The organism is Citrobacter sp. Cf072 (assembly GCF_030334485.1).
GTDB lineage: Bacteria > Pseudomonadota > Gammaproteobacteria > Enterobacterales > Enterobacteriaceae > Citrobacter > Citrobacter freundii.
The window spans coordinates 1-22,538 of record NZ_JAOWDX010000047.1 but is presented as its reverse complement, the minus strand read 5'-3'; the positions used below and the strand labels follow the sequence as shown (position 1 = coordinate 22,538).

The following is a 22,538-nucleotide window of genomic DNA, read 5'->3' as shown; positions in this document are numbered from 1 at the left end:
ACGCTGCCACGATGGTGGCACGTTTAGAAAATAGCCTGAATAATTTCCTTCTGTCGAGAGGCAAAACAAAATATTTTTTCCTGACAAAAAAGAGGAACAACATAGTAAAATGAGGAAATATTCATTTTCACAACCCGCTTAAAATTACCATCATTTAACATTTTGTTGTTAAATACATTACCTTGAACGCAGCGCCGACAGGACAGGTATTGTAAATACAACAATCATGCAACAATCCCCTTTTAATATTATGGTTTTTCCTCATTAGGCACAGGCTACGTGGGCGCTGGTCATCCTGGCCCAGGTTACCTATCATAGAGGTTTAACCCTTGCGCAAGAGTCACCCGTGCACGAAATATTCAATATGCTGCTGGCGGTATTTGACCGGGCAGCACTGATGCTGTTCTGTCTGTTTTTCCTGATTCGTATCCGCCTGTTCCGCGAACTGTTGCACAAATCAGCCCACTCCCCAAAAGAGCTGCTCGCCGTTACCGCGATTTTCTCAATGTTTGCCCTGTTCAGTACCTGGTCCGGCGTACCGGTTGAAGGCTCACTGGTTAACGTGCGTATTATCGCGGTCATGTCAGGGGGGATTCTGTTTGGTCCGTGGGTCGGTATCATTACGGGCCTCATCGCGGGTACCCACCGCTATCTGATCGACATCGGCGGCGTCACCGCCCTGCCCTGTTTTATCACCAGTATTCTGGCAGGCTGTATTGCCGGGTGGATCAACCGTAAGATCCCTAAAGCACAGCACTGGCGAGCTGGCATTTTAGGCGGAATGCTTTGCGAATCCCTGACGATGATCCTCGTCGTCGTCTGGGCCCCCTCTACCGCACTGGGGCTGGATATTGTCTCAAAAATCGGTATCCCAATGATCCTGGGCAGCGTCTGCATTGGCTTTATCGTCATGCTAGTGCAAAGCGTGGAGGGCGAGAAAGAGGCCAGCGCCGCGAAGCAGGCCAAGCTGGCGCTGGATATTGCCAACAAAACCTTGCCGCTTTTTCGGCAGGTTAACAGCGAGTCGCTCCGCCAGGTATGCGAAATTATTCGCCATGACATCCATGCGGACGCCGTCGCAATTACCAATACCCAGCACGTTCTGGCCTACGTTGGCGTGGGGGAACTTAACTACCGTGATAACGATGATTTCGTCAGTCCTACCACGCAGCAGGCGATCAATTACGGAAAAATCATCATTAAAAACAATGATGAAGCGCATCGCACACCGGAAATACACTCCATGCTGGTGATCCCGCTGTGGGAGAAAGGCGTTGTCACCGGTACGCTAAAAATCTACTACTGTCACGCCCACCAGATAACCTCCTCGCTGCAGGAAATGGCTATTGGCCTGTCGCAAATTATCTCGACTCAGCTTGAAGTTTCCCGGGCGGAACAGCTACGTGAAATGGCAAATAAGGCAGAGCTACGCGCACTACAAAGTAAAATAAATCCCCATTTCCTGTTTAACGCCCTGAACGCAATTTCGTCGTCGGTGCGACTTAACCCGGACACCGCACGCCAGCTCATTTTTAATTTGTCGCGTTATCTTCGCTACAATATCGAATTAAAAGACGATGAGCAGATCGACATCAAAAAAGAGCTGTATCAAATCAAGGATTACATCGCCATCGAACAAGCGCGTTTTGGCGACAAACTAACGGTTATTTATGATATCGATGAAGAGGTAAGCTGTTATATCCCCAGCCTGCTGATTCAGCCGCTGGTAGAAAACGCTATCGTCCATGGGATTCAGCCCTGCAAAGGGAAAGGCGTGGTTACCATCAGCGTGGCGGAGTGTGGTAACCGGGTTCGTATTGCTGTGCGGGATACGGGCCACGGTATCGATCCAAAAGTGATTGAACGGGTCGAATCCAATGAAATGCCGGGCAATAAAATTGGTCTGTTGAATGTACACCATCGCGTTAAGCTGCTCTACGGTGAGGGATTACATATCCGCCGTCTGGAGCCAGGCACTGAGATTGCCTTTTATGTACCGAATCAGCATTCGCCCGCAGCCGCACCGGCCACATTGTTGCTTTAACCAGGAGTGAAGTCGTGAAAGTCATCATTGTTGAAGATGAATTCCTGGCCCAACAGGAACTGAGCTGGCTGATAAAAGAGCACAGCCAGATGGAGATTGTCGGCACGTTTGACGATGGTCTGGACGTGCTGAAATATCTCCAGCACAACCGCGTTGACGCCATTTTTCTGGATATTAATATTCCCTCGCTGGACGGCGTATTGCTGGCACAAAATATCAGCCAGTTCGCGCATAAACCCTTTATTGTGTTTATTACCGCGTGGAAAGAGCACGCCGTTGAAGCCTTCGAACTGGAAGCTTTTGACTACATTCTGAAGCCGTACCAGGAATCACGCATTGTCAGCATGCTGCAAAAGCTGGAAGCCGCCTGGCAACAGCAGCAAACGGGAACTTCGCCCGCCAGTCCGGTGGCCCGCGAAAACGATACGATCAACCTGATCAAAGATGAGCGGATCATCGTGACCCCGATCAACGACATCTACTACGCAGAAGCCCATGAAAAGATGACGTTTGTCTACACCCGGCGCGAATCGTACGTGATGCCGATGAACATCACCGAATTTTGCAGCAAACTGCCGGCTTCGCATTTCTTCCGCTGCCACCGCTCGTTCTGCGTGAATCTGAATAAAATCCGCGAGATCGAACCCTGGTTTAACAATACCTATATTTTGCGCTTAAAAGATCTGGAATTTGAAATCCCGGTTAGTCGGAGTAAAGTGAAAGAGTTCAGACAGTTAATGCACTTATAGCGCAGAGAAAGAGCGATGAAAGAGCCAGGCCTTCCCGCAGACCAACAGTTTTTCGCCGATCTGTTCAGTGGCCTGGTGTTAAACCCACAGCGTCTGGGGCACGTGTGGTTCGCAACCCAGCCCACCACGTTACCGACCGGCAGTTTATGTATTGATCTTCCGCGCCTTGATATCGTGCTACGTGGGGAATACAGCAACCAACTGCAAAAACAGCAGCATAACCTGGCAGAAGGCGACATGCTGTTTATCCCGGCGAAAGCGGCCAATCTGCCCGGCGGCGACAAACCCGTGATGCTGCTGAGCCTGGTTTTTTCTCCGGCATGGCTGGGACTCTCTTTTTACGATAATCGAACCGCATCGCTGCTTCGTCCGGTACGCCGTATTGAGTTACCCCATCCACAGCGCGGCGAAGGCGAGGCGATGCTCACCGCATTAACGCATTTAAGCCGCTCTCCTCAGGCCCAGGATATCATTCAGCCGTTGGTGCTTAGTCTGCTGCATCTGTGTCGTAGCGTGGTGAATACCCGCCCAGACACAGAGCGCCCACGCGCTGAATTTCTCTATCATAGTATGTGTAATTGGATACAAGATAACTATGCCCAGCCGCTGACTCGCGAAAGCGTGGCGCAGTTTTTTAATATCACACCCAATCACCTGTCAAAAGTGTTTGCCCAGCACGGCACTATGGGGTTCGTCGAGTATCTGCGGTGGGTAAGAATGGCGAAGGCGCGCATTATCTTGCAGAAATACCATCTGTCGATTAGCGAAGTCGCACAGCGGTGTGGATACCATGACAGTGATTATTTCTGCCGCCTGTTCCGGCGTCAGTTTGGCCTGACGCCGGGAGAGTACGGCGCGCGTTTTCAGTCAGCGCGTTGATTATGTCAACACCTGCCAGGGCCGCCGCATCTTTGCTTTATGGTGAGTCGTTACAGCCGATGCCTGTGTGTTTAGCCCAATTGACCATTCCCTGGAAATCAACAATCACCACGGATTCATCGCCAACCACCCAGGCATCATGGCCTGGAGGAATGCGCGACAGCTCACCGGGCTTACAATCAAATTCGCTGCCATCATCCATTTTTACCCGCAGCACACCGGAAACGTGGTACTGAAAATGAGGGGCTTCGCAACTCTTCGTTCCAGCGATAGGTTGAACTGACGTAGACCACCGCCAGCCTGGTTCCAGGACCGCACGGCCGACGATTGCACCTCCCACATCGAGAAGCTCCAGTCGCCCGTGAGGGAACTCACGAACTTCGTCTGGAAGACCAAATGACTTCACTTCTGCTTTGTCCATTGCGCACCTCCTTAGGTTGATTACGCGCATGGCCGCTCTTAAATTATATCAGCAGCGGTCATTTATTGTACGATTCGTAATCTCAGCCAGGATCGTTGTAAAATAACGGCCTTTAGCTAAACCCTGCAGGCTTACTCAATAAAGTGAATATACGATGAAGAACAGACGTGCACTCTCCCTGATGTGTTTTCAGATGCTGGAATCAGGTGCGGATCGTCGGACCGTGAAAAGAGCCCTGACCTCCCGCCGTGTTAAAGGTCGCCAGGCGGTAGTGCTGCTCTGCAAACAAGAGATGACGTTGTTGAGGGCCGGGAAACTACCGTTCTCTGATTGATAATTTCCCTTTCTGACCCTCTTATCCACTCTTGCTGTCAAACTTAAAACGTCAGTTCTGCCTCCAGCAGCGCAAGAATGCTCTCAGCATTTTCAGCGGCAAACAACGACTGGCGGAACTGCTTGTTCACCAGCTTGCGCGCCAGCTGCGAGAAGACCTTCACGTGGTTTATGCCTTCATCGGCACCCAGCGTCAGCATGATCACCAGTTCCACATCACCCATATCAGACTGCCAGTCAACGGGCTGCAGAAGCCGGGCAATGCTGATGCTGGAATGGCGGATCCACTGAGATTTCGTGTGCGGAATAGCCACACCGAAGCCGACGGCGGTGGTGACGATCTCTTCGCGCTGCCAGACATCCTCTTCCAGTTCAAACGGATGTTCAGTCCGTCCATTAACGCCAAGATTGCCGCACAGGAACTGGATCACCTGCTCTTTGTTACTCAGAGATTCGCCGACAAAGATGTTCTCCAGCGCCAGCAGCGGACGCACATCTTTCTGCGGTGCAAACTGGTTTAGCAGATCTTCTATCTCCTGAGCGCTACGGCATTCGCAGGCCTGCATGGCGAGCTCACGACATGCCCGGCTGTCCAGTTGACGAAGCTGGCTTTTTACCGCCGGAATACGTGGGCTGCTCATGCTCAGCTCGTCCAGCCCGAGGCCCAGAAGCAGCGGTAAATAACGTCCTTCACCGCCCAGTTCGCCGCAAATACCCACCCATTTACCGCGTTCGTGCGCCACGTGAACAATCTGCTGTAACATGCGCAGGAACGACGGCGTAATCGGGTTGTACAGCGGCGAAACGCGCGGGTTATTGCGATCAACGGCGTACAAATACTGGGTCATGTCATTTGAGCCAATACTGAAGAAATCCACCTCATCACAGAAATGGTCGATGATGTAACACACCGAAGGGACTTCAACCATAATTCCCAGTGAGATTGTCGGAGCATGACGTAAGCCGTCCGCTTTCAGCGCCACCAACGCTTTTTGCAGTTCGCTTTTTACCCATAAAATCTGGTCGAGGCTGTGCACCATCGGGATCATCAGTTGCGCATTGCCGAAGGTCGCCGCCCGTAAAATCGCGCGCAATTGAGTGCGAAAAAGCCCGGCAAACTCCGGATAAATCCGCACCGCGCGATAACCCAGGAACGGATTCTCTTCCTGCGGAATATTAAGATAGCGGATGTTCTTATCGCCGCCGATATCCATGGTGCGAAAGATAACCGGCTTGTCGCCCGCGGCCAGTAAGACCTGCTGGTAGGCTTCAAACTGTTCCTGCTCATCAGGTGCGCTGTCGCGGTCCATAAACAGCATTTCAGTACGAAACAGCCCAATCCCTTCCGCACCATTGGCAAACGCTCCCGGCGCTTCCAGCGCGGTACCGATATTCGCTGCAACGTCAATACGCTGATGATCTTTGGTCAACGCAGGCTGGGCGGCATCAAGCGCCTGCCGCCGCTGGCATTCATCGGCCAGCTTCTGCGCAATCGCGTAATAGCCGCGAACGGCATCGTCTGGATTGATGGCTAATACCCCACATCGGGCATCCAGTACCGCATGCTGCCCGGAATACCGGTTAAAGACCGCCAGCGGCAAGCCGCTAAGTACTGGAATAGCTGACGCACGGGCAAGGATCAGGGTATGCGAAGTGCGCCCCGTTTTCTCCAGGATCATGCCAGACAGATGCTGCAAATCGAGGCTTAAAAACTGGCTGGGCGTCAGATCCTCAGCAACCAGAATTGTCGGTTTATTCAGCACCAACGCATTACGCGGCCGTCTTTCAGGCCAGGTGATGTGCAGCAACTGTTCGCTGATATCACGGATATCACTGACGCGTTCGCGCAGGTAATCACTACCGGAGGCCGACAGCTTGTCGCACACCAGCTCCATATTGGCAATGATTGCCGCCCCTAGCCCCAGATGTTGCTCCAGCATTAAGCGGCGAATATTCCCGGCAAACTCGTCATCCTGAATCAGAGACAGATGCGCGCTAAGGATGGTTTTACTCTCGCCGTCGCGCTCGCGCAGCTGCTGATTGAGCTGTTCGGCAAGCGTCGCCAGACTATGCTCCAGCCGGGTATTGTCTTCCGCACTCGCCGCAATCTCACGATAACTTTCCAAGTTATCACTCTGCCAAAGCGTGAGCGTACCTGCTCCCACGCCCCCTGCCAGCACGCTGCCGTACAGCAGGTCCGGGTTGAGGCGAATCAGCGAACGCGGCAACGGGTGCGCCGCCAGTTCCGCCGGGGTCGGCTGAACGCTATCGCTGTCAATAAACCGGTGCTGCAGGTACTCCTCCAGCGCTCGCCGGGCCTGTTCTTCATCGCGACCAGTAATGGACAGGCTGCAACTGTCGTTAAAAAGCGTTCCGGTGCCTATCAGCGCCAGCGAGCTTTTCGCATCCGCCCGCGCATTCTGGCGATGATTAATAAATATCACCTCACTTTGCCACTGGCAGCACTGTTCTTTCAGCTCCCACGCCGGACGTGCATGCAGACCATTGGGTAACGGGCAAAGAAATTGAATCGTTAGCATAACAACTCCTGATTAGCGCGAAATCAGCACCTGAAATCCGTCAGATGAGCCACGGTTTCGCACGTAAGATGTGAAATAAGAGCCGACAACAGCTGCTGCGTCTGGATGATGTCCCGGCAGTCGGCAATCGACGCCGCGCAATGTCCATACCGTGTGGCGGGTCCCATGACAACCGTTGGGATCCCTGTACCGCTTACGTGCACCGCCCCGCCGTCGGTGCCGCCGTTACTGAACATATCGAGCTGCAGGGAAATACCCGCGTCAGCGGCCACGCTTTCAACCCACACAGTCAGCTTTGGCGGTGCAATCAGCGATTTATCGCTCAGCACCAGCATCGGACCTTTGCCGAGCTGCCGATGGTTGGCCACACTGTAATCAAAGTTTTTGGCCCAGCAGGCAGTATCCAGCACAAACGCCACATCCGGTGCGACAACGCGTGCAGCCGTTTGTCCTCCGCGCAGTCCCACTTCTTCACTGGAACTGGCCACCAGCCAGACCTCGCAAGGAAGTATGGCGTTATGCCATTCACGCAGTAGCGCCACCAGCAAATAACATCCAAGACGGTCATCAAAGGCTTTGCCCATGATTCGCTGGTGCGGCAAGACCTGAAAGGTTGTGTCGAATGTGACGCGATCGCCGGGGCGTACGCCGGCCTGGAGTACCTCATCATAAGATCGCGCGCCAATATCTACCCGCAGCGTATTGACCTCATTACCGCAGCGCTCTCCGTCGAGCAGACCGGGAATTTTGCTCTCTTCACGGGTGGTGATCCGCACCGGCTGCAGTTGTCTGGCCGCCATACGCACATTTCCCACCGGTAATACATCGATCGCCCCTTCGCTGGAAATACTACGCACGATAAATCCCACTTCATCCATATGCGCGCAGATCATCACCTTCGGACCGGTTGATTCATTGAGACGGATCAGCACCGATCCCAGACCATCGAAGCGCACCTCTTTATTAAGACGATCCGCCTCCTCAAGCAGGATCTGCCGCACTTCCTGTTCTGACGAGGCGATCGCGTCCGCCTCGCTCAGCGCCTTTAGTAACGATAAATCCATTACGCCTCTCCCGTGTGTAGCAATGTTTTCGCCATGGTATAGAGCACCTCGCCGCCGTCAGGCGTAACCAGCACAACATCTTCAATACGCACACCCCCCTGCCCCGGCAGATAAATACCCGGCTCAACGGTGAGCAGCATGCCAGCGACCAGAGGTGTTGTGTCAGCGGGGGAAAAACGTGGGTTTTCATGCACTTCAATACCGATAGCATGTCCGGTGTTGTGACCAAACCCATCACCATAGCCCGCAAGGGTAATGACCCGCCTGGCTGCGGCGTCTACCTCATTGCATCGCACACCTGGTCGAATTGCCGCCACCGCGGCACGCTGCGCCGCAAGGACAATCTGGTACACGGCAAACAGCGCGCTTTCTTCCGCTGGCTGGTTCGCATCGGGGATGCGAAAGGTTCGCGTCATATCCGAACAATAACCCTGATACAGCGCGCCAAAATCCAGCGTGATGAACTCACCCGCCTCAACACGTTTGTCGCTGGCTTTGCCGTGTGGCAGCGCACCGCGCCAGCCGCTGGCGACAATGGTGTCAAAAGAAGCTTTATCTGCGCCGAGCGTGCGCATAAACCACTCCAGTTCAGCGGCAATTTCGCGCTCACTGAGACCGGGTTGAATAAAGCGTCGTATATGTTCCGCGCTGAGGTCAGCTATCCGGCAGGCTTCGCGGATGTAGGCTATTTCCTGTGCCGTTTTCACCTGCCGGAGCACATCCGGTACGGCGCTCACCAGTCGGGCACGCAGTTTGTCCGACCACGCGTTCGCCGTTTCCCAGCTTACTTGCTCACCTTCGAATCCCACCGTCTGCAGCTTTTCGTGCGCAATAATGTGATTCACCTGCGAATACAGCGTCTGCGTTCCATCGAGCCGATGGATCTGATAGCCCTGAGTACGCGTGGCAACATCGGTGTAGTAACGGGCATCAACCAGGATATGCGCACTTTCATGGCTGATAAACACAAACCCTGAACTGCTGGAGATCCCCATATGCGGCTGTTTGTTCTGCCGTGATGACAACAGCATCGCGTCGAGATGTTGCGCCGTTAACCAGTCGCGCAGTGAAGCAAGTAAGCTCATAGTTACAATCCTTTTAATCAGAGGCTTTCAATCAGCAACTTGCCTTTGCGATACATCAGATGGCGAAGGAACACCACCATCAGCGCCGTAATCACCGCGCCTAACAGGATCCCCGCCATATAGACGCCGAGGTTAGTCACCAGCGGCCACGCCCAGATAGCGGATTCCGGGAACCACTGCACGGCCCCCAGCCAGACGGCAGCCGTCGACCCGACAATGGCGCCAACCATATAAGAAGGAATTGCGGTGATGGGACTTTCCAGTGCAAACGGGATCGCCCCTTCGCTGATGCCCATAAATGCGAGGAACATTGCCGTTTTCCCCTGCGGGTAAAGCTGTGCGCTGAACAGGCGTTTGCCGGTTAAGCGACGGTCAATAAGCGTGGCCAGTCCGAGGCCAATCGGCGGAATGACAATCGCAATAGAGCGCGCGGTGACCGGCAGAACGTGATCGGTAGTAAAGCTGAAGGCGACAAAACCTGCGGCTTTATTAATCGGGCCGCCGAGGTCAATCGCCGTTGCCGCGGAAATCCCCATCGCGTACATCAGCGTGCCTTTCTCGCCAGCCGCCGTCAGCAAAGTACGGATCCCGCCGTTAATCCAGCCGCCAAACGGCGTTATCACGTAATACATCGCCAGCATGACGAAAATGGCGGAGAGAATGGGCAGTAAAAAGGTGGTTTTGAATGCCAGCAGGAAATCAGGCAGCTGGATTTTTTGGTTCATCCACTTCACCAGATACCCGGCGACAATCGAGATAATCAGCGCACCAATAAAGGTTGACGGAACCGGAGCACTGGTTACCCATTGCAGCGTTGATGGGTCAAAATTCAGTATCTGTGTCGGCTGAGTAGACATCAGCCCGCCGATGAACCCCGCCGGAAACGCCAGCTTGCCGCCTATGGAGTTGGCAACGAACGCGGCAAACATCGGAATAGCAAAACCAAACAGCACGCCGCCAAAAGATTGCGACAGCCAGGCAAACTTCAGTAATGAGAGATTAAAACCGGTAAATTTTCCGCTGTTCAGCGCATCCATGATGCCAGTGTCAGCAGGAATATCGAGCCAGCTATAGGCGATCAGTTGCGAGAAGGCGAGAATTACCCCGCCCATAATTAACGTCGGCACCATGCGTGAAATACCCGACATCACATGTTGCGGAAGTTCGCCCCAGAAGCTATTGCGGGAGGCCGGTGGATTTTTTATTGCCGCTGCCGCACCAGATGCGCCAGGCACAACGGTTGCACTGCGTTTTTTAATGGCCATACGTAATTCCCTGTCGATGATTATTGTTGTTCAGCGGCAACCATCTCTTCGATCTCTTTAATGATGCCGGCAGCATTTTTTATCGCGTCCTGTAGCGTAATTTCGTAGACATCACGCGACTCAAAACGCTCGTTATCTTCCGGAGTTACGGCAACTGAATGGATGATTAACGTCGCCTCAGCAATATCCTGCGCCGTCAGGCGATTTTGTATTCCGTCAGCGCCTTGGGTTTCGATTTTCACTTCATAACCGGCTTCAACCGCGGCTTCTTCCAGCGCCTGAGCCGCCATAAAGGTGTGGGCCAGCCCCATTGGGCACGCGCAGACGGCAATTAATTTTTTGCTCATAATTATTTCCTCGTAATAGTTAACGAGTGAAATTATGGTCCGAGGAAAGTAACAACCGTTATCAGACAAATAATGCTTTTACTGGACAAATAATCCAGCAATCAGGAAGTGTGACGAAGGTCGGAAAGGTGGGCGGCAGGCATAAAAAAACCGCGTGATTTACGCGGTTTTGCAGATTTCTGATGAAGAATTAAAGAATATGGCCCAGCGTCTGACGCAAATGCGCACCTGCGCCAAGTAGTCCAGGATTATCGTGCACAATCAGGTACACCGGAATATCCTGCACGTAGGCTTTAAAACGGCCTTTATCTTCAAAACCACCGCGGAAGCCTGAAGCCTTAAAGAAGTCGAGGAAGCGCGGTACGATACCACCAGCGATGTACACACCGCCAAACGTGCCCAGCGTTAACGCCAGATCGCCGCCAAAACGCCCCATAATGACGCAGAACAGCGACAGCGCCCGACGACAGTCAATGCAGGAATCTTCCAGCGCCCGTGCGGTGATATCCTTCGGCTGCAGATTTTCCGGCAACCGCCCGTCTGATTTGACGATGGCGCGATACAGATTCACCAGCCCCGGACCGGACAGCACGCGTTCTGCGGAAACATGGCCAATTTCGGCGCGCAGGACTTCAAGGATAATTCCTTCTTCTTCGCTGTTAGGCGCAAAATCTACATGACCGCCTTCACCGGGCAGGCTCACCCAGCGTTTGTCCACGTGCACCAGATGCGCCACGCCGAGCCCGGTTCCTGCGCCATAGACGGCTATCGGTTTACCTTCAACAGGTTCCGCGCCACCAAACTGGATCAAATGCTCTTTTTTCAGCATCGGGATCGCCATCGACACGGCGGTGAAATCATTGATGATTTCCAGATGGCTAAAGCCCAGATTTTTTTTCATCTCAGCAATAGAGAATGCCCAGGTATGGTTGGTCATTGCCACCCAGTCGCCAGTAATCGGACAGGCAATGGCAATGCAGCCATCTTCGACGCTGACGCTATGCTCATCCAGGTACACGCGCACCACGGCTTCCAGACTAGGGTAATCCAGCCCGGAATAGGTTTTTGCCTGCGAAATCTCGCCGCTGGCAATATCGCACAGAGCAAGACGCGCGTTGGTGCCGCCAACATCCCCTACTAAAGCATATTTTGTCATTCTTCCACTGCTCCGCTAAAGTCAGATTAAATCTTTGCCACACTGTAAATTCATGGGGACATAACAACAACGGTCTGAAGGCTGATGCCCGTGGAAAATCGATCCAGATCACACAATTACTTTATCGTTTCAGCATCATTTGCAGCAATGCCGTCAGGCATGCTGTGCAAACTATGTCTATGACTCTGTTTTAAGGAATAGAAAATGCTCCATCCGCGAGCCAGAACGATGCTCTTGCTATCAACCCCAGCGCTAATCATTGGCATAGCGTCCAGCCTGGTGTTGATCGTTGTGATGAAAGTGGCTTCCGTTTTACAGCAGTTTTTGTGGGAACGTCTGCCTGTTAGCATCGGTATAGCCCAGGACTCTCCGGTCTGGATTATCGGTATGCTGACGCTCACGGGAATCATGGTCGGGTTAGTTATCCGTTACAGCCATGGTCACGCAGGTCCGGATCCGGCCTGTGAACCGTTAATTGGTATGCCGGTGCCAGCGTCAGCACTACCGGGCCTGCTGGCAGCGCTAATCCTTGGCCTCGCGGGTGGCGTCAGTCTGGGTCCGGAACACCCCATCATGACCGTAAATATCGCTCTGGCAGTGGCACTTGGTAGCCGCATGTTTCCCCGCATTGCGAAACTGGACTGGACCATTCTCGCCTCTGCCGGCACCATCGGCGCGCTATTTGGCACCCCCGTTGCCGCTGCGCTGATATTTTCGCAAACGCTGAATAGCTCAAACGATGTGCCCTTGTGGGATCGCCTGTTTGCGCCGTTAATGGCCGCGGCCGCGGGTTCGCTAACCACCAGCCTGTTTTTTCACCCCCATTTTTCACTGCCCATCGCGCACTATACGCAGATGCACTTGATCGATATCCTCAGCGGCGCGGTTGTTGCCGCCATCGCTATTGCTGCCGGAATGGTAGCCGTCTGGTGTCTGCCACGTTTGCACCATTTAATGCATCGATTAAAACACCCGGTACTGATCCTCGGGGCAGGCGGTTTTATCCTTGGAATTTTGGGTGTTATCGGCGGGCCGCTTACCTTGTTTAAGGGACTGGACGAAATGCAGCAGATGGCGTTTAGCCAAACGCTGGGGACATCGGATTATTTCATGCTCGCCGTAATTAAGCTGGCGGCGTTAGTAGTTGCGGCAGCGAGTGGTTTTCGCGGAGGACGAATCTTCCCGGCGGTATTCGTTGGTGTCGCCTTGGGTCTGATGCTGCACGCCCATGTTGAAGCGGTGCCGGCTGCCATCACGGTTTCTTGCTCTATCCTCGGGCTGGTGCTGGTCGTCACCCGCGACGCCTGGCTGAGCCTGTTTATGGCAGCAGTAGTGGTACCAGATTCCACCCTGCTGCCGCTGCTGTGCATCGTCATGCTGCCCGCCTGGCTGCTGCTGGCAGGCAAGCCGTTGATGGTCGCTGAACGCCCTGATAAATAGCTATCCGCCGTTGCGAGATTCCAGCGCACGGGTCACCGTGCGCAATAATTCAGGAAGATCAGCTTTCGGTAGCACCACCTCAATTAACGACAATCGTTGCGGATGGGACAGCCTGGCCAAAACTTCCTCCAGCTGTACCGCCTGCCTCACCCGCCAACATTCCGCCTGGCATTCACGACTAAACGCCTGCGGCACCATCGTCCAGCTCCAGGCGGCGATATCGTTATAGCGCTGATTTGCCCCGTGTATAGCCCGCTCCACGGTATAGCCGTCATTGTTGAGGAGTAAAATAACGGGTGATTGCCCGTCTCTGAGCATGGAGCCCAGCTCCTGAATGGTGAGCTGCGCCGCGCCATCGCCAATAATCAGGATCACCCGACGGTCCGGACAGGCCGTTTGCGCGCCGAATGCCGCCGGTAGCGCATAGCCAATAGATCCCCACAACGGTTGAACCAATACTTCCGCCCCGCAAGGTAATGAGAGCGCAGCCGCGCCAAAGGCGGCGGTTCCCTGATCGACGAGGATAATGTCATTAGGCGCCAGATACTGCTGCACCGTATGCCAGAAGTTTTCCTGCGTCAGAGGCCCCTTCTCAACCTGAATGCGCGCAACTGGCGGACGTTCTGGCGGCAGTGAAAACGACATTTCCAGACACAGCTCCCGCAATGTGGTGACCGCCTGCTCCATCGGGATGTTAAACCAGCTGGTTCCAATCCGTGAGGCATGTGGCTGAACCTCAATGGTGCGCTCCTGCGGTAGCTGTTGCGTAAACCCGGCGGTCAGGGTGTCGACAAATTGTGTGCCGACACAAAATATCGTGTCGGCATCTTCGATAGCCAGACGAACATAATCGCTACTGGCTCCGGCACTGTAAGTGCCAACAAACGCCGGATGACGTTCATCGAACAGCCCTTTGCCCATCAACAACGTAGCGTGGGCCATCGGCGTTTCCGCCATCCAGCGCTGTAAAACCGGCTGCAAACCAAAACGTAGCGCGAGAAAGTCCGCGAGCAGCGCGACGCGCGGGCTGTCCAACAATCGTTCACGGGCATGGTAGCGAAACGCTTCTGCCACACTGCTCTCCGGCTCGCTCAGAGGAACAATCAGGATGTCATTCGGTGGTGTGGCGGGCTGTTTTGCCACATCAGCAGGCAACATCAGATAGCCCGGCCTGCGTTCGATGAGCATTGCTCGCAACACGCGGTCAATTTCATAACAGGCGTTTTGTTCATCCAGTACCGCGCTCGCCGTCGTCACCGCCTGCTGCATACGGTAAAAATGTTGAAAGTCACCATCACCCAGCGTGTGATGCATCAACTCCCCACGACGCTGTGCACCGCGACAGGGCGCGCCAACAATATGCAAAACAGGAACATATTCCGCATAACTTCCTGCAATACCGTTAATCGCACTTAACTCGCCCACACCAAACGTGGTGAGCAGCGCCCCTACCCCGGAGACCCGTGCATAGCCATCTGCCGCATAAGCCGCATTCAACTCGTTCGCACACCCGACCCAACATACGTTGGGATGTTCAATCACGTGGTCAAGAAACTGCAAATTATAATCGCCAGGCACACCAAAGAGATGGCCGACGCCACAGCCTGCCAGCCTGTCCAGCAGATAATCAGCAACGGAATACTGGGTTTGCATGACAGCTATCCTTCTGACGGTAACCTCATGTTGAGTATCGAAGAACTGTGATGACTGTCCAGGAAAGTCGCTGTGAAGGGGTGGAAAGCAGGATTTACAGTTTTGGCGGTAAAAATTCATTGAAGAATAGACGGTGTAACCGTATACACTGAAAGACACACGCATTGTGGAAGGGGGTGACATGGTTTATCACGCAGATGAAAATCGTTATCAGACAATGGAGTACCGCCGCTGCGGTCAGAGCGGCCTTAAACTGCCGATTGTCTCGCTGGGTTTGTGGCACAATTTTGGCGATACCACACAGGTCGAAAACAGTCGGGCATTATTACAGCGCGCATTCGATCTGGGGATCAACCATTTTGATCTGGCAAATAACTATGGTCCACCGCCGGGTTCGGCAGAACGGAATTTTGGTCGGATCCTGCAGGAAGATTTTTTACCGTGGCGAGATGAGCTTATTATCTCCACTAAAGCGGGCTACACCATGTGGGAAGGTCCCTACGGTGATTGGGGTTCACGCAAATATCTGATTGCCAGTCTCGATCAAAGCCTGAAGCGCCTGGGACTGGAGTATGTCGATATTTTCTACCACCATCGCCCCGACCCTGAAACACCGCTCAAAGAAACCATGCGCGCACTGGATCACATCGTCCGTCAGGGCAAAGCCCTGTACGTCGGGTTATCTAACTATCCGGCAGATCTTGCCAGGCAGGCGATTGAAATACTCGACGATTTAGGTACGCCATGCCTTATTCACCAGCCCAAATATTCCATGTTTGAACGTTGGGTCGAAGGCGGTCTGCTGTCGTTGTTACAGGAAAAAGGTGTCGGCAGCATCGCCTTCTCACCGCTGGCAGGCGGGCAGTTAACCGACCGCTACCTGAACGGCATTCCTGCGGATTCTCGTGCGGCAAGCGGCAGCCGTTTCCTGAACCCGGATCACATTACGCCAGAGAAACTGGAGAAGGTGCGGGCGCTGAATGCGCTGGCAGAACGACGCGGGCAAAAGCTTTCCCAGATGGCGCTGGCATGGGTGTTACGGGATGACAAAGTCACGTCAGTGCTGATTGGCGCGAGTAAAACGGCGCAGATTGAAGACGCTGTCGGCATGCTGGCAAACCGTCACTTTACGTCTGAAGAGTGCGCGGAGATTGATGCTATCCTGAGTTGATTGAAATAAAGACACATTTATTAACAAAAAGTGCTCTCACTTGCGATTTAAGAGTTAAGGCGATGAAACGGGGCTTTACTGCCCCGTAATATTGTATTAACAGGCCGGCTACGGCTCGATCGTGAAGGAGAGAAAACATGTTCAGGTCACTGATTCTGGCGGCAGTCTTATTGGCTTTTACACCGCTGGCCGCGAACGCCGGCGAAATCACCCTGCTGCCATCAATAAAATTGCAAATTGGCGATCGCGATAACTACGGTAACTACTGGGATGGCGGCCGCTGGCGCGACCGGGATTACTGGCACCATAACTATGAGTGGCGCAAAAATCGCTGGTGGCGTCATGACAATGGCTATCATCGCGGTTGGGATAAACGCAAAGCTTATGAGCGCGGCTACCGTGAAGGCTGGAATGACCGTGACGACCACCGCGGTCGCGGAAAGGGCCGAGGCCATGGCCACCATCATTAATGTAACAAAAGGGCCCGCAGGCCCTTTTGTTTTTACAAACCGAGAGCGGTTCCTACCAACAGCCAGATATTGAGCGTCACCACCAGCACAACAATCACCCAGCCTACCTGTTTTACCCATCGGGTATTCACCAAATCGCCCATCAGCTGACTGTTGCTGGTGAAAATCAACAGCGGCACCAGCGCCAGTGCAATACCAAAACTGAGCAACACCTGGCTCATCACCAGAATACGCGTTGGATCTAATCCCATCAGAATCACAATAAAGGATGGCATCATGGTAACCGTACGGCGAACCCAAAGCGGAATGTGAAAACGGATAAACCCTTGCATCACCACCTGCCCCGCCAGCGTACCGACCACGGTAGAAGAAAGTCCCGCAGCCACCAGGCTTAAACCGAACACTGTCGCCGCAGCGTGACTCAACAGCGGTTCAAGGGTCAGATACGCTTGATCGAGATCGGCAATACCGGTATGCCCGCTAAAATGAAATGCAGCGGCAGCCGTCGCCATCATCGCCAGATTGACAAATCCGGCAATCGTCATGGCGATAGCCACATCCCATTTAGTGGCCGCATAGCGCTGTTGACGTGTTCCGCCGTGCAGATGCTGGGTTAAGGAAGAGTGCAGATAAATGACATGCGGCATGATAGTCGCGCCGAGCACGCCAGCGGCGAGGAACACCGCTTCGGAATTAGGTAGGCTCGGGATAACCATCCCCTTGCTAAGTTGCGCGAAGTTCGGCTGGGAAAAGATCAATTCCACAATGTAAGCCGCAGCCACAAACAGCAGCAAGCCGCCAATCACTTTTTCCAGCGGTTTTTGCCCGCGGCGCTGCAACATCAGAATCAAAAAAGTCGCGATACCGGTGAGCACGGCCCCCTGCAATAACGACACGCCGAGGATCAACTTAAAGCCAATCGCGGCACCAATGAATTCAGCAAGGTCTGTCGCCATGGCGATAATTTCGGCCTGCACCCAGTAGAACCACACCACCGGACGAGGATAGTGATCGCGAATTTGTTCCGCCAGATTTTTACCCGTGGCAATGCCAAGCTTTGCCGATAGCACCTGGATCAGCATCGCCATCAGGTTTGCCCAGACCACCACCCACAACAGTTTATAGCCAAAGCTGGCCCCTGCCTGGATGTTGGTGGCGAAGTTGCCCGGATCGATATAGCCGATCGCTGCGATGAACGCAGGTCCCATTAATGCGAGCTTCAACTTGCGCGCTGCCCGTCCACTGCTACTCTCAACGCGATCGTTAGTCATTTTAGTGCCTCAGAAACATAGCCTTTGCTATGTTTCAAGCTACGCCTATTGAGAATGATTATCAAATTCATTTTGATGGGTGAAGTTGATTTCTCTGATAGTGTTTGTCTATGGATCGATAAGGATTCTGGGAAAAACGGTAAAATGTTTAATTATTGTTATAGATTAGCACAATGACATAACTTTTCACTTCGATACAAAGCATAACGGAAGTGTATCACCGATCACTAATTTTGAATCTCGTCACAGGTCCTTATTATAGTGTGTGTTTGATCTCGTTTTCTTTATGGTTGTTACATAGAATGTGCACGAAAACTAAACCTGCCTCATATTTGGAGCAAATATGGACCGCGTCCTTCATTTTGTATTGGCATTGGCCGTTGTTGCGATCCTTGCGCTGCTGGTAAGCAGTGACCGTAAAAAGATTCGCATTCGTTATGTTATTCAACTGCTTGTTATTGAAGTGTTACTGGCGTGGTTCTTCCTGAACTCCAACGTCGGCCTGGGCTTCGTAAAAGGCTTCTCCGAAATGTTCGAAAAACTGCTCGGTTTTGCCAACGAGGGGACGAACTTCGTCTTCGGCAGCATGAATGATCAAGGCCTGGCATTTTTCTTCCTGAAAGTGCTGTGCCCTATCGTCTTTATCTCCGCCCTGATCGGTATCCTTCAGCATATCCGTGTGCTGCCGGTTATTATCCGCGCAATTGGTTACCTGCTTTCCAAAGTGAACGGTATGGGCAAGCTGGAATCCTTCAACGCCGTCAGCTCTCTGATCCTGGGTCAGTCCGAGAACTTTATCGCCTATAAAGATATTCTCGGCAAAATGTCTCGCAACCGTATGTACACCATGGCTGCAACGGCGATGTCTACCGTTTCCATGTCTATCGTCGGCGCGTACATGACCATGCTGGAGCCGAAGTACGTTGTTGCGGCGCTGGTACTGAACATGTTCAGCACCTTTATCGTGCTGTCGCTGATCAACCCTTACCGCGTTGATGCCAGCGAAGAAAATATCCAGATGTCTAACCTGCATGAAGGTCAGAGCTTCTTCGAAATGCTGGGTGAATACATCCTGGCAGGTTTCAAAGTGGCAATTATCGTTGCGGCGATGCTGATTGGTTTCATCGCGCTGATTGCTGCCCTGAACGCCCTGTTTGCCACCGTGACCGGCTGGTTTGGCTACAGCATCTCCTTCCAGGGCATCCTGGGTTACATCTTCTATCCGGTTGCATGGGTAATGGGTGTTCCGTCCAGCGAAGCGCTGCAGGTGGGCAGTATCATGGCGACAAAACTTGTTTCCAACGAATTCGTTGCGATGATGGACCTGCAGAAAATCGCCTCTACGCTCTCTCCGCGCGCTGAAGGCATCATCTCTGTGTTCCTGGTCTCCTTCGCTAACTTCTCTTCTATCGGTATTATCGCCGGTGCGATTAAAGGCCTGAACGAAGAGCAAGGTAACGTAGTTTCCCGCTTTGGTCTGAAGCTGGTGTACGGCTCTACGCTGGTGAGCGTACTGTCTGCATCTATCGCAGCACTGGTGCTGTAAGCGTAAGACAACGTCGTAGTGATAAGGCCGGGGAATTTCCCCGGCTTTTTTATGCCTGCTATTCAGCAGAGCAGGGAGATATCGGTAAGAATCGACAGGATGCAGAAACAAAAAACCCCCGCTTTTCAGCGAGGGTTTAAATTTTGGTGGAGCTAAGCGGGATCGAACCGCTGACCTCTTGCATGCCATGCAAGCGCTCTCCCAGCTGAGCTATAGCCCCACGATGCTTTTACGTATATACCAAATTCGTTGGGATAAAATTTGGTGGAGCTAAGCGGGATCGAACCGCTGACCTCTTGCATGCCATGCAAGCGCTCTCCCAGCTGAGCTATAGCCCCATTACGTAAAGCTTGTCGAGTTGACGGGCGGCATCATATGAATTCCCTTCGCGTGTGTCAACGGCAAAATTAACTCATAGAATTCAATCGCTGAAAAAGCAGTCAAATGAAGAACATTGCGCAACAACTCGCATTCAGTAGTTAAACGCGTCACGGTTTCTACTAAAATGGTGCTATAAAATGAGCCACTAATTAACCCCACGACTATTCAGGGAATCGTTATGTTCAAGGAACGGATGACGCCAGAAGAACTTGCTAATCTGACCGGATACAGCCGACAGACCATCAATAAATGGGTGCGCAAGGAGGGTTGGGCTACATCACCAAAACCAGGCGTACAGGGCGGTAAAGCGCGTCTGGTTCACGTCACCGAACAAGTTCGTGAATACATTCGCAGTGCTGAGCGTTCAGCCGAAGGTTTATCAGATAATTTATCGTTATCAGGCGATACCTCTATCGAAGCTCTACTGATTAGGCTCGCCAAAGAGATGACTCCGTCAGAACAGAAAATGTTTACGTCACTGATCCTGCGTGAAGGCATTACGGGTTTATTACAACGCTTAGGGATCCGCGACAACAAATAATATGAAAAAATTACGCAGCAAAATGACGACCGAAGAACTGGCGGACTGTCTCGGAGTTGCCAAACAAACCGTCAATCGTTGGATCAGAGAACAAAACTGGACCACCGAAAAGTTTCCCGGCGTTAAAGGGGGTCGTGCAAGGCTGATTCATATCGACTCCAGCGTCCGCACGTTTCTGCTCAATATTCCGGCTTTTCGCAAAGTACCTGAAATTTATCAGGCAGAGGAACCGTTGGCAGAATACAACCACGTGGTGCGTAGCCACGCCTGTCGCCAGATAATTAGCGCACTGGACAACATGTCCCCAACGGAACAAGAAAAGCTGGCAATGTATATTTCTCGCGAAGGTATTCGCACTTTCCTTACCCGTCTGGGTATTGATGAGTCTGAATAACAGGCAAAAAAAACGGCAGGATGCGCTCCTGCCGTTGTTTCATCGCTCAACCGAGCTTACTGCTGGCTTTCACGCTCAGCAATAAACGCCAGCGCTTTATTAATACGCTCAATGCTGCGGGATTTACCAATCGCATGCACTGTGACGTCTAACGCCGGAGACTGACCCGCACCGGTTACGGCTACGCGCAGCGGCATCCCAACTTTACCCATACCCACTTCCAGCTCATCAGCGGTCGCCTGAATCGCGTGGTGCACGTTTTCTGCCGTCCACTCGCTGATAGCAGCCAGTTTATCGCGAACCACTTCCAGCGGCTGACGTGCTACCGGACGCAGGTGTTTCTTCGCGGCGTCCGCGTCGAACTCAGCAAAATCTTCGTAGAAGTAACGGCAGCTCTGCGCCATCTCTTTCAGCGTTTTGCAGCGCTCACCCAGCAGTTTAACCAGCTCAGACAGCTGCGGGCCGACGCGAGTGTCGATATTTTGCTGCTCAATGTGCCATTGCAGATGCGTTGCCACATATTCCGGTGCCAGCGCATTAATGTAGTGATGGTTCAGCCACTGCAGTTTTTCGGTGTTGAACGCACTGGCAGACTTACTCACCGCACCAAGGGAAAACAGTTTGATCATCTCTTCACGGGTGAAGATTTCCTGATCGCCGCTGGACCAGCCCAGACGCACCAGATAGTTCAGCAGCGCTTCCGGAAGGTAACCGTCGTCGCGATACTGCATAACGCTGACCGCACCGTGACGTTTAGAAAGTTTTTTACCATCGTCGCCGTTGATCATCGACACGTGTGCATAAACCGGTACCGGCGCATTCAGCGCTTTCAGGATGTTTATCTGACGCGGAGTGTTGTTGATATGGTCTTCACCACGAATAACGTGAGTGATTTCCATATCCCAGTCGTCGACCACCACACAGAAGTTGTAGGTCGGGGAACCGTCGGTACGGCGGATGATCAGATCGTCCAGCTCCTGGTTGCTGAATTCGATCGGCCCACGGATCTGGTCATCAAAAATAACGGATCCATCCTGCGGGTTGGCAAAACGCACCACGCATGGTTCATCATCAGCATGATGTTCATGACCGTGGCGGCAGCGACCGTCGTAACGAGGCTTCTCACCGTTTGCCATCTGCTCTTCACGCAGCGCGTCCAGACGTTCTTTGGAGCAGTAGCATTTATACGCGGTACCGGCTTCCAGCATCTCATCAATCACGGCGTTGTAGCGATCAAAACGTTTGGTCTGGAAGTACGGGCCTTCATCCCATTCCAGATTCAGCCAGTTCATGCCATCCATAATGGCTTCAATAGCTTCCGGAGTGGAGCGTTCGAGATCGGTGTCTTCAATACGCAGCACAAACTCACCGTCATGGTTACGTGCAAAAAGCCAGGAATATAGAGCAGTACGCGCACCACCGACGTGCAGGTAACCTGTCGGGCTTGGCGCGAAGCGAGTTTTGATTTTCATGAAATGGCCTTACGTTTATAAAGATGCCGACAACCGGCAAATCCTGGGAAGATTATCAGGCTCGTATTCTATCACTGTGGTCTGATTCCTCAATGTTGTTCAGGTTGGAACATCACGCTTTGCCATTTTCGTATACAAATCATGCTGCATGGATTGATTTGCGATCGTTTTGTTTAAATTTACGACGAACGAACAAATTCTTTAGAAAATGCGTTGACTCATTTTCAACTCTCCCTATAATGCGACTCCACACAGCGGGGGTGATTAGCTCAGCTGGGAGAGCACCTCCCTTACAAGGAGGGGGTCGGCGGTTCGA

Annotated in this window: 21 protein-coding genes and 2 tRNA genes; 10 read left to right on the top strand and 13 right to left on the bottom strand. The window is 52.8% G+C overall.

The features are described 5' to 3' along the window. The first annotated feature begins 346 nt into the window (after positions 1-346). Genes OGX66_RS18855 through OGX66_RS18845 form a run of 3 tightly spaced genes read left to right on the top strand, consistent with a single transcriptional unit; the run spans position 347 to position 3,672 of the window. A complete protein-coding gene (locus OGX66_RS18855) occupies positions 347-2,044 on the top strand; it encodes a sensor histidine kinase (protein WP_003028239.1) in 1,698 nt (565 codons plus the stop codon). Between the two features lie 14 nt (positions 2,045-2,058). Continuing rightward, entirely contained in the window at positions 2,059-2,793 is a 735-nt protein-coding gene (gene ypdB / locus OGX66_RS18850; protein ID WP_032936528.1) for a two-component system response regulator YpdB, read from the top strand. 15 nt (positions 2,794-2,808) lie between these two features. Next, positions 2,809-3,672 carry an AraC family transcriptional regulator gene (locus OGX66_RS18845; RefSeq protein WP_003839254.1) on the top strand — a complete coding sequence of 288 codons (864 nt, stop codon included), beginning with the start codon at positions 2,809-2,811 and terminating at the stop codon, positions 3,670-3,672. 37 nt (positions 3,673-3,709) lie between these two features. Here OGX66_RS18845 and OGX66_RS18840 read toward each other — a convergent pair whose 3' ends face one another. Continuing rightward, the gene (locus OGX66_RS18840) at positions 3,710-4,093 is read right to left on the bottom strand and encodes a cupin domain-containing protein (RefSeq protein WP_032936527.1); all 384 of its coding nucleotides are present in this window, start codon (positions 4,091-4,093) and stop codon (positions 3,710-3,712) included. 154 nt (positions 4,094-4,247) lie between these two features. Here OGX66_RS18840 and OGX66_RS18835 point away from each other — a divergent pair, with 154 nt between their 5' ends. Beyond that, the gene (locus tag OGX66_RS18835; protein ID WP_071524306.1) at positions 4,248-4,427 is read left to right on the top strand and encodes a hypothetical protein; all 180 of its coding nucleotides are present in this window, start codon (positions 4,248-4,250) and stop codon (positions 4,425-4,427) included. Between the two features lie 43 nt (positions 4,428-4,470). On the opposite strand, the gene ptsP is transcribed toward OGX66_RS18835, so the two are convergent. The 6 genes from ptsP to glk all read right to left on the bottom strand — a co-directional run bounded on the left by ptsP (position 4,471) and on the right by glk (position 11,883). Beyond that, on the bottom strand, positions 4,471-6,966 hold the full coding sequence (gene ptsP / locus OGX66_RS18830; RefSeq protein ID WP_270935447.1) for a phosphoenolpyruvate--protein phosphotransferase: 2,496 nt from the start codon (positions 6,964-6,966) through the stop codon (positions 4,471-4,473). Between the two features lie 23 nt (positions 6,967-6,989). Continuing rightward, a complete protein-coding gene (gene ypdE / locus OGX66_RS18825; protein ID WP_016150724.1) occupies positions 6,990-8,030 on the bottom strand; it encodes an aminopeptidase in 1,041 nt (346 codons plus the stop codon). Next, on the bottom strand, positions 8,030-9,115 hold the full coding sequence (gene ypdF, locus OGX66_RS18820) for an aminopeptidase (RefSeq protein ID WP_088903210.1): 1,086 nt from the start codon (positions 9,113-9,115) through the stop codon (positions 8,030-8,032). Before ypdF ends, ypdE begins: the two co-directional genes overlap by 1 nt. Positions 9,116-9,132: 17 nt before the next feature. Continuing rightward, positions 9,133-10,380: a PTS fructose transporter subunit IIC gene (locus OGX66_RS18815; protein ID WP_003028252.1), complete on the bottom strand. Its 1,248-nt coding sequence runs from the start codon at positions 10,378-10,380 to the stop codon at positions 9,133-9,135. 20 nt (positions 10,381-10,400) lie between these two features. Further along, positions 10,401-10,727, bottom strand: coding sequence for a PTS fructose transporter subunit IIB (locus tag OGX66_RS18810; protein ID WP_003028254.1), 327 nt, complete (start codon positions 10,725-10,727; stop codon positions 10,401-10,403). 190 nt (positions 10,728-10,917) lie between these two features. Then, complete coding sequence (gene glk / locus OGX66_RS18805) at positions 10,918-11,883, bottom strand: glucokinase (protein ID WP_003028256.1); 966 nt, start codon at positions 11,881-11,883, stop codon at positions 10,918-10,920. Positions 11,884-12,087: 204 nt separating this feature from the next. Here glk and OGX66_RS18800 point away from each other — a divergent pair, with 204 nt between their 5' ends. Beyond that, on the top strand, positions 12,088-13,323 hold the full coding sequence (locus OGX66_RS18800) for an ion channel protein (protein ID WP_270935440.1): 1,236 nt from the start codon (positions 12,088-12,090) through the stop codon (positions 13,321-13,323). On the opposite strand, the gene OGX66_RS18795 is transcribed toward OGX66_RS18800, so the two are convergent. Further along, positions 13,324-14,976, bottom strand: a complete 1,653-nt coding sequence (locus tag OGX66_RS18795) for an alpha-keto acid decarboxylase family protein (RefSeq protein WP_136346140.1) — start codon at positions 14,974-14,976, stop codon at positions 13,324-13,326. It lies immediately after the preceding gene. A 181-nt stretch (positions 14,977-15,157) separates the two neighbouring features. Here OGX66_RS18795 and mgrA point away from each other — a divergent pair, with 181 nt between their 5' ends. Together mgrA and ypeC are read left to right on the top strand one after the other, a co-directional pair. Continuing rightward, entirely contained in the window at positions 15,158-16,147 is a 990-nt protein-coding gene (gene mgrA, locus OGX66_RS18790; RefSeq protein WP_003845004.1) for an L-glyceraldehyde 3-phosphate reductase, read from the top strand. Positions 16,148-16,284: 137 nt separating this feature from the next. After that, positions 16,285-16,617: a DUF2502 domain-containing protein YpeC gene (ypeC, locus tag OGX66_RS18785; protein ID WP_003839243.1), complete on the top strand. Its 333-nt coding sequence runs from the start codon at positions 16,285-16,287 to the stop codon at positions 16,615-16,617. Positions 16,618-16,649: 32 nt separating this feature from the next. Here the strand turns inward: ypeC and OGX66_RS18780 are convergent, their stop codons facing one another. Further along, a complete protein-coding gene (locus OGX66_RS18780; protein ID WP_003028272.1) occupies positions 16,650-17,888 on the bottom strand; it encodes an Nramp family divalent metal transporter in 1,239 nt (412 codons plus the stop codon). Beyond that, entirely contained in the window at positions 17,885-17,959 is a 75-nt protein-coding gene (locus tag OGX66_RS24630) for a hypothetical protein (RefSeq protein ID WP_418219455.1), read from the bottom strand. Before OGX66_RS24630 ends, OGX66_RS18780 begins: the two co-directional genes overlap by 4 nt. Positions 17,960-18,231: 272 nt before the next feature. Here OGX66_RS24630 and nupC point away from each other — a divergent pair, with 272 nt between their 5' ends. Then, positions 18,232-19,434 carry a nucleoside permease NupC gene (nupC, locus tag OGX66_RS18775; protein ID WP_003028275.1) on the top strand — a complete coding sequence of 401 codons (1,203 nt, stop codon included), beginning with the start codon at positions 18,232-18,234 and terminating at the stop codon, positions 19,432-19,434. 144 nt (positions 19,435-19,578) lie between these two features. Here nupC and OGX66_RS18770 read toward each other — a convergent pair. After that, positions 19,579-19,654 (bottom strand) — tRNA-Ala (locus tag OGX66_RS18770). A 42-nt stretch (positions 19,655-19,696) separates the two neighbouring features. Further along, positions 19,697-19,772 (bottom strand) — tRNA-Ala (locus tag OGX66_RS18765). Positions 19,773-19,993: 221 nt separating this feature from the next. Between OGX66_RS18765 and OGX66_RS18760 the strand changes: the two genes are divergently transcribed. Then, positions 19,994-20,356 (top strand): YfeC-like transcriptional regulator, encoded by a 363-nt coding sequence (locus OGX66_RS18760; protein ID WP_003028277.1) that lies wholly within the window; start codon positions 19,994-19,996, stop codon positions 20,354-20,356. 1 nt (position 20,357) lies between these two features. Further along, a complete protein-coding gene (locus OGX66_RS18755; RefSeq protein WP_003028279.1) occupies positions 20,358-20,750 on the top strand; it encodes a MerR family transcriptional regulator in 393 nt (130 codons plus the stop codon). Positions 20,751-20,806: 56 nt separating this feature from the next. Here OGX66_RS18755 and gltX read toward each other — a convergent pair whose 3' ends face one another. Beyond that, the gene (gltX, locus tag OGX66_RS18750) at positions 20,807-22,222 is read right to left on the bottom strand and encodes a glutamate--tRNA ligase (protein ID WP_088903206.1); all 1,416 of its coding nucleotides are present in this window, start codon (positions 22,220-22,222) and stop codon (positions 20,807-20,809) included. Positions 22,223-22,538 lie beyond the last annotated feature (316 nt).

Excerpts from the sequence above, each read along its gene's own strand:
- OGX66_RS18815 (WP_003028252.1), bottom strand. The coding sequence starts at position 10,380 with ATGGCCATTAAAAAACGCAGTGCAACCGTTGTGCCTGGCGCATCTGGT.
- OGX66_RS18755 (WP_003028279.1), top strand. The coding sequence starts at position 20,358 with ATGAAAAAATTACGCAGCAAAATGACGACCGAAGAACTGGCGGACTGT.
- ypdF (WP_088903210.1), bottom strand. The coding sequence starts at position 9,115 with ATGAGCTTACTTGCTTCACTGCGCGACTGGTTAACGGCGCAACATCTC.
- OGX66_RS18780 (WP_003028272.1), bottom strand. The coding sequence starts at position 17,888 with ATGACTAACGATCGCGTTGAGAGTAGCAGTGGACGGGCAGCGCGCAAG.
- OGX66_RS18835 (WP_071524306.1), top strand. The coding sequence starts at position 4,248 with ATGAAGAACAGACGTGCACTCTCCCTGATGTGTTTTCAGATGCTGGAA.
- ypeC (WP_003839243.1), top strand. The coding sequence starts at position 16,285 with ATGTTCAGGTCACTGATTCTGGCGGCAGTCTTATTGGCTTTTACACCG.
- OGX66_RS18800 (WP_270935440.1), top strand. The coding sequence starts at position 12,088 with ATGCTCCATCCGCGAGCCAGAACGATGCTCTTGCTATCAACCCCAGCG.
- nupC (WP_003028275.1), top strand. The coding sequence starts at position 18,232 with ATGGACCGCGTCCTTCATTTTGTATTGGCATTGGCCGTTGTTGCGATC.
- gltX (WP_088903206.1), bottom strand. The coding sequence starts at position 22,222 with ATGAAAATCAAAACTCGCTTCGCGCCAAGCCCGACAGGTTACCTGCAC.
- OGX66_RS18760 (WP_003028277.1), top strand. The coding sequence starts at position 19,994 with ATGTTCAAGGAACGGATGACGCCAGAAGAACTTGCTAATCTGACCGGA.
- OGX66_RS18795 (WP_136346140.1), bottom strand. The coding sequence starts at position 14,976 with ATGCAAACCCAGTATTCCGTTGCTGATTATCTGCTGGACAGGCTGGCA.
- OGX66_RS18845 (WP_003839254.1), top strand. The coding sequence starts at position 2,809 with ATGAAAGAGCCAGGCCTTCCCGCAGACCAACAGTTTTTCGCCGATCTG.
- ptsP (WP_270935447.1), bottom strand. The coding sequence starts at position 6,966 with ATGCTAACGATTCAATTTCTTTGCCCGTTACCCAATGGTCTGCATGCA.
- ypdE (WP_016150724.1), bottom strand. The coding sequence starts at position 8,030 with ATGGATTTATCGTTACTAAAGGCGCTGAGCGAGGCGGACGCGATCGCC.
- OGX66_RS18810 (WP_003028254.1), bottom strand. The coding sequence starts at position 10,727 with ATGAGCAAAAAATTAATTGCCGTCTGCGCGTGCCCAATGGGGCTGGCC.
- glk (WP_003028256.1), bottom strand. The coding sequence starts at position 11,883 with ATGACAAAATATGCTTTAGTAGGGGATGTTGGCGGCACCAACGCGCGT.
- mgrA (WP_003845004.1), top strand. The coding sequence starts at position 15,158 with ATGGTTTATCACGCAGATGAAAATCGTTATCAGACAATGGAGTACCGC.
- OGX66_RS18840 (WP_032936527.1), bottom strand. The coding sequence starts at position 4,093 with ATGGACAAAGCAGAAGTGAAGTCATTTGGTCTTCCAGACGAAGTTCGT.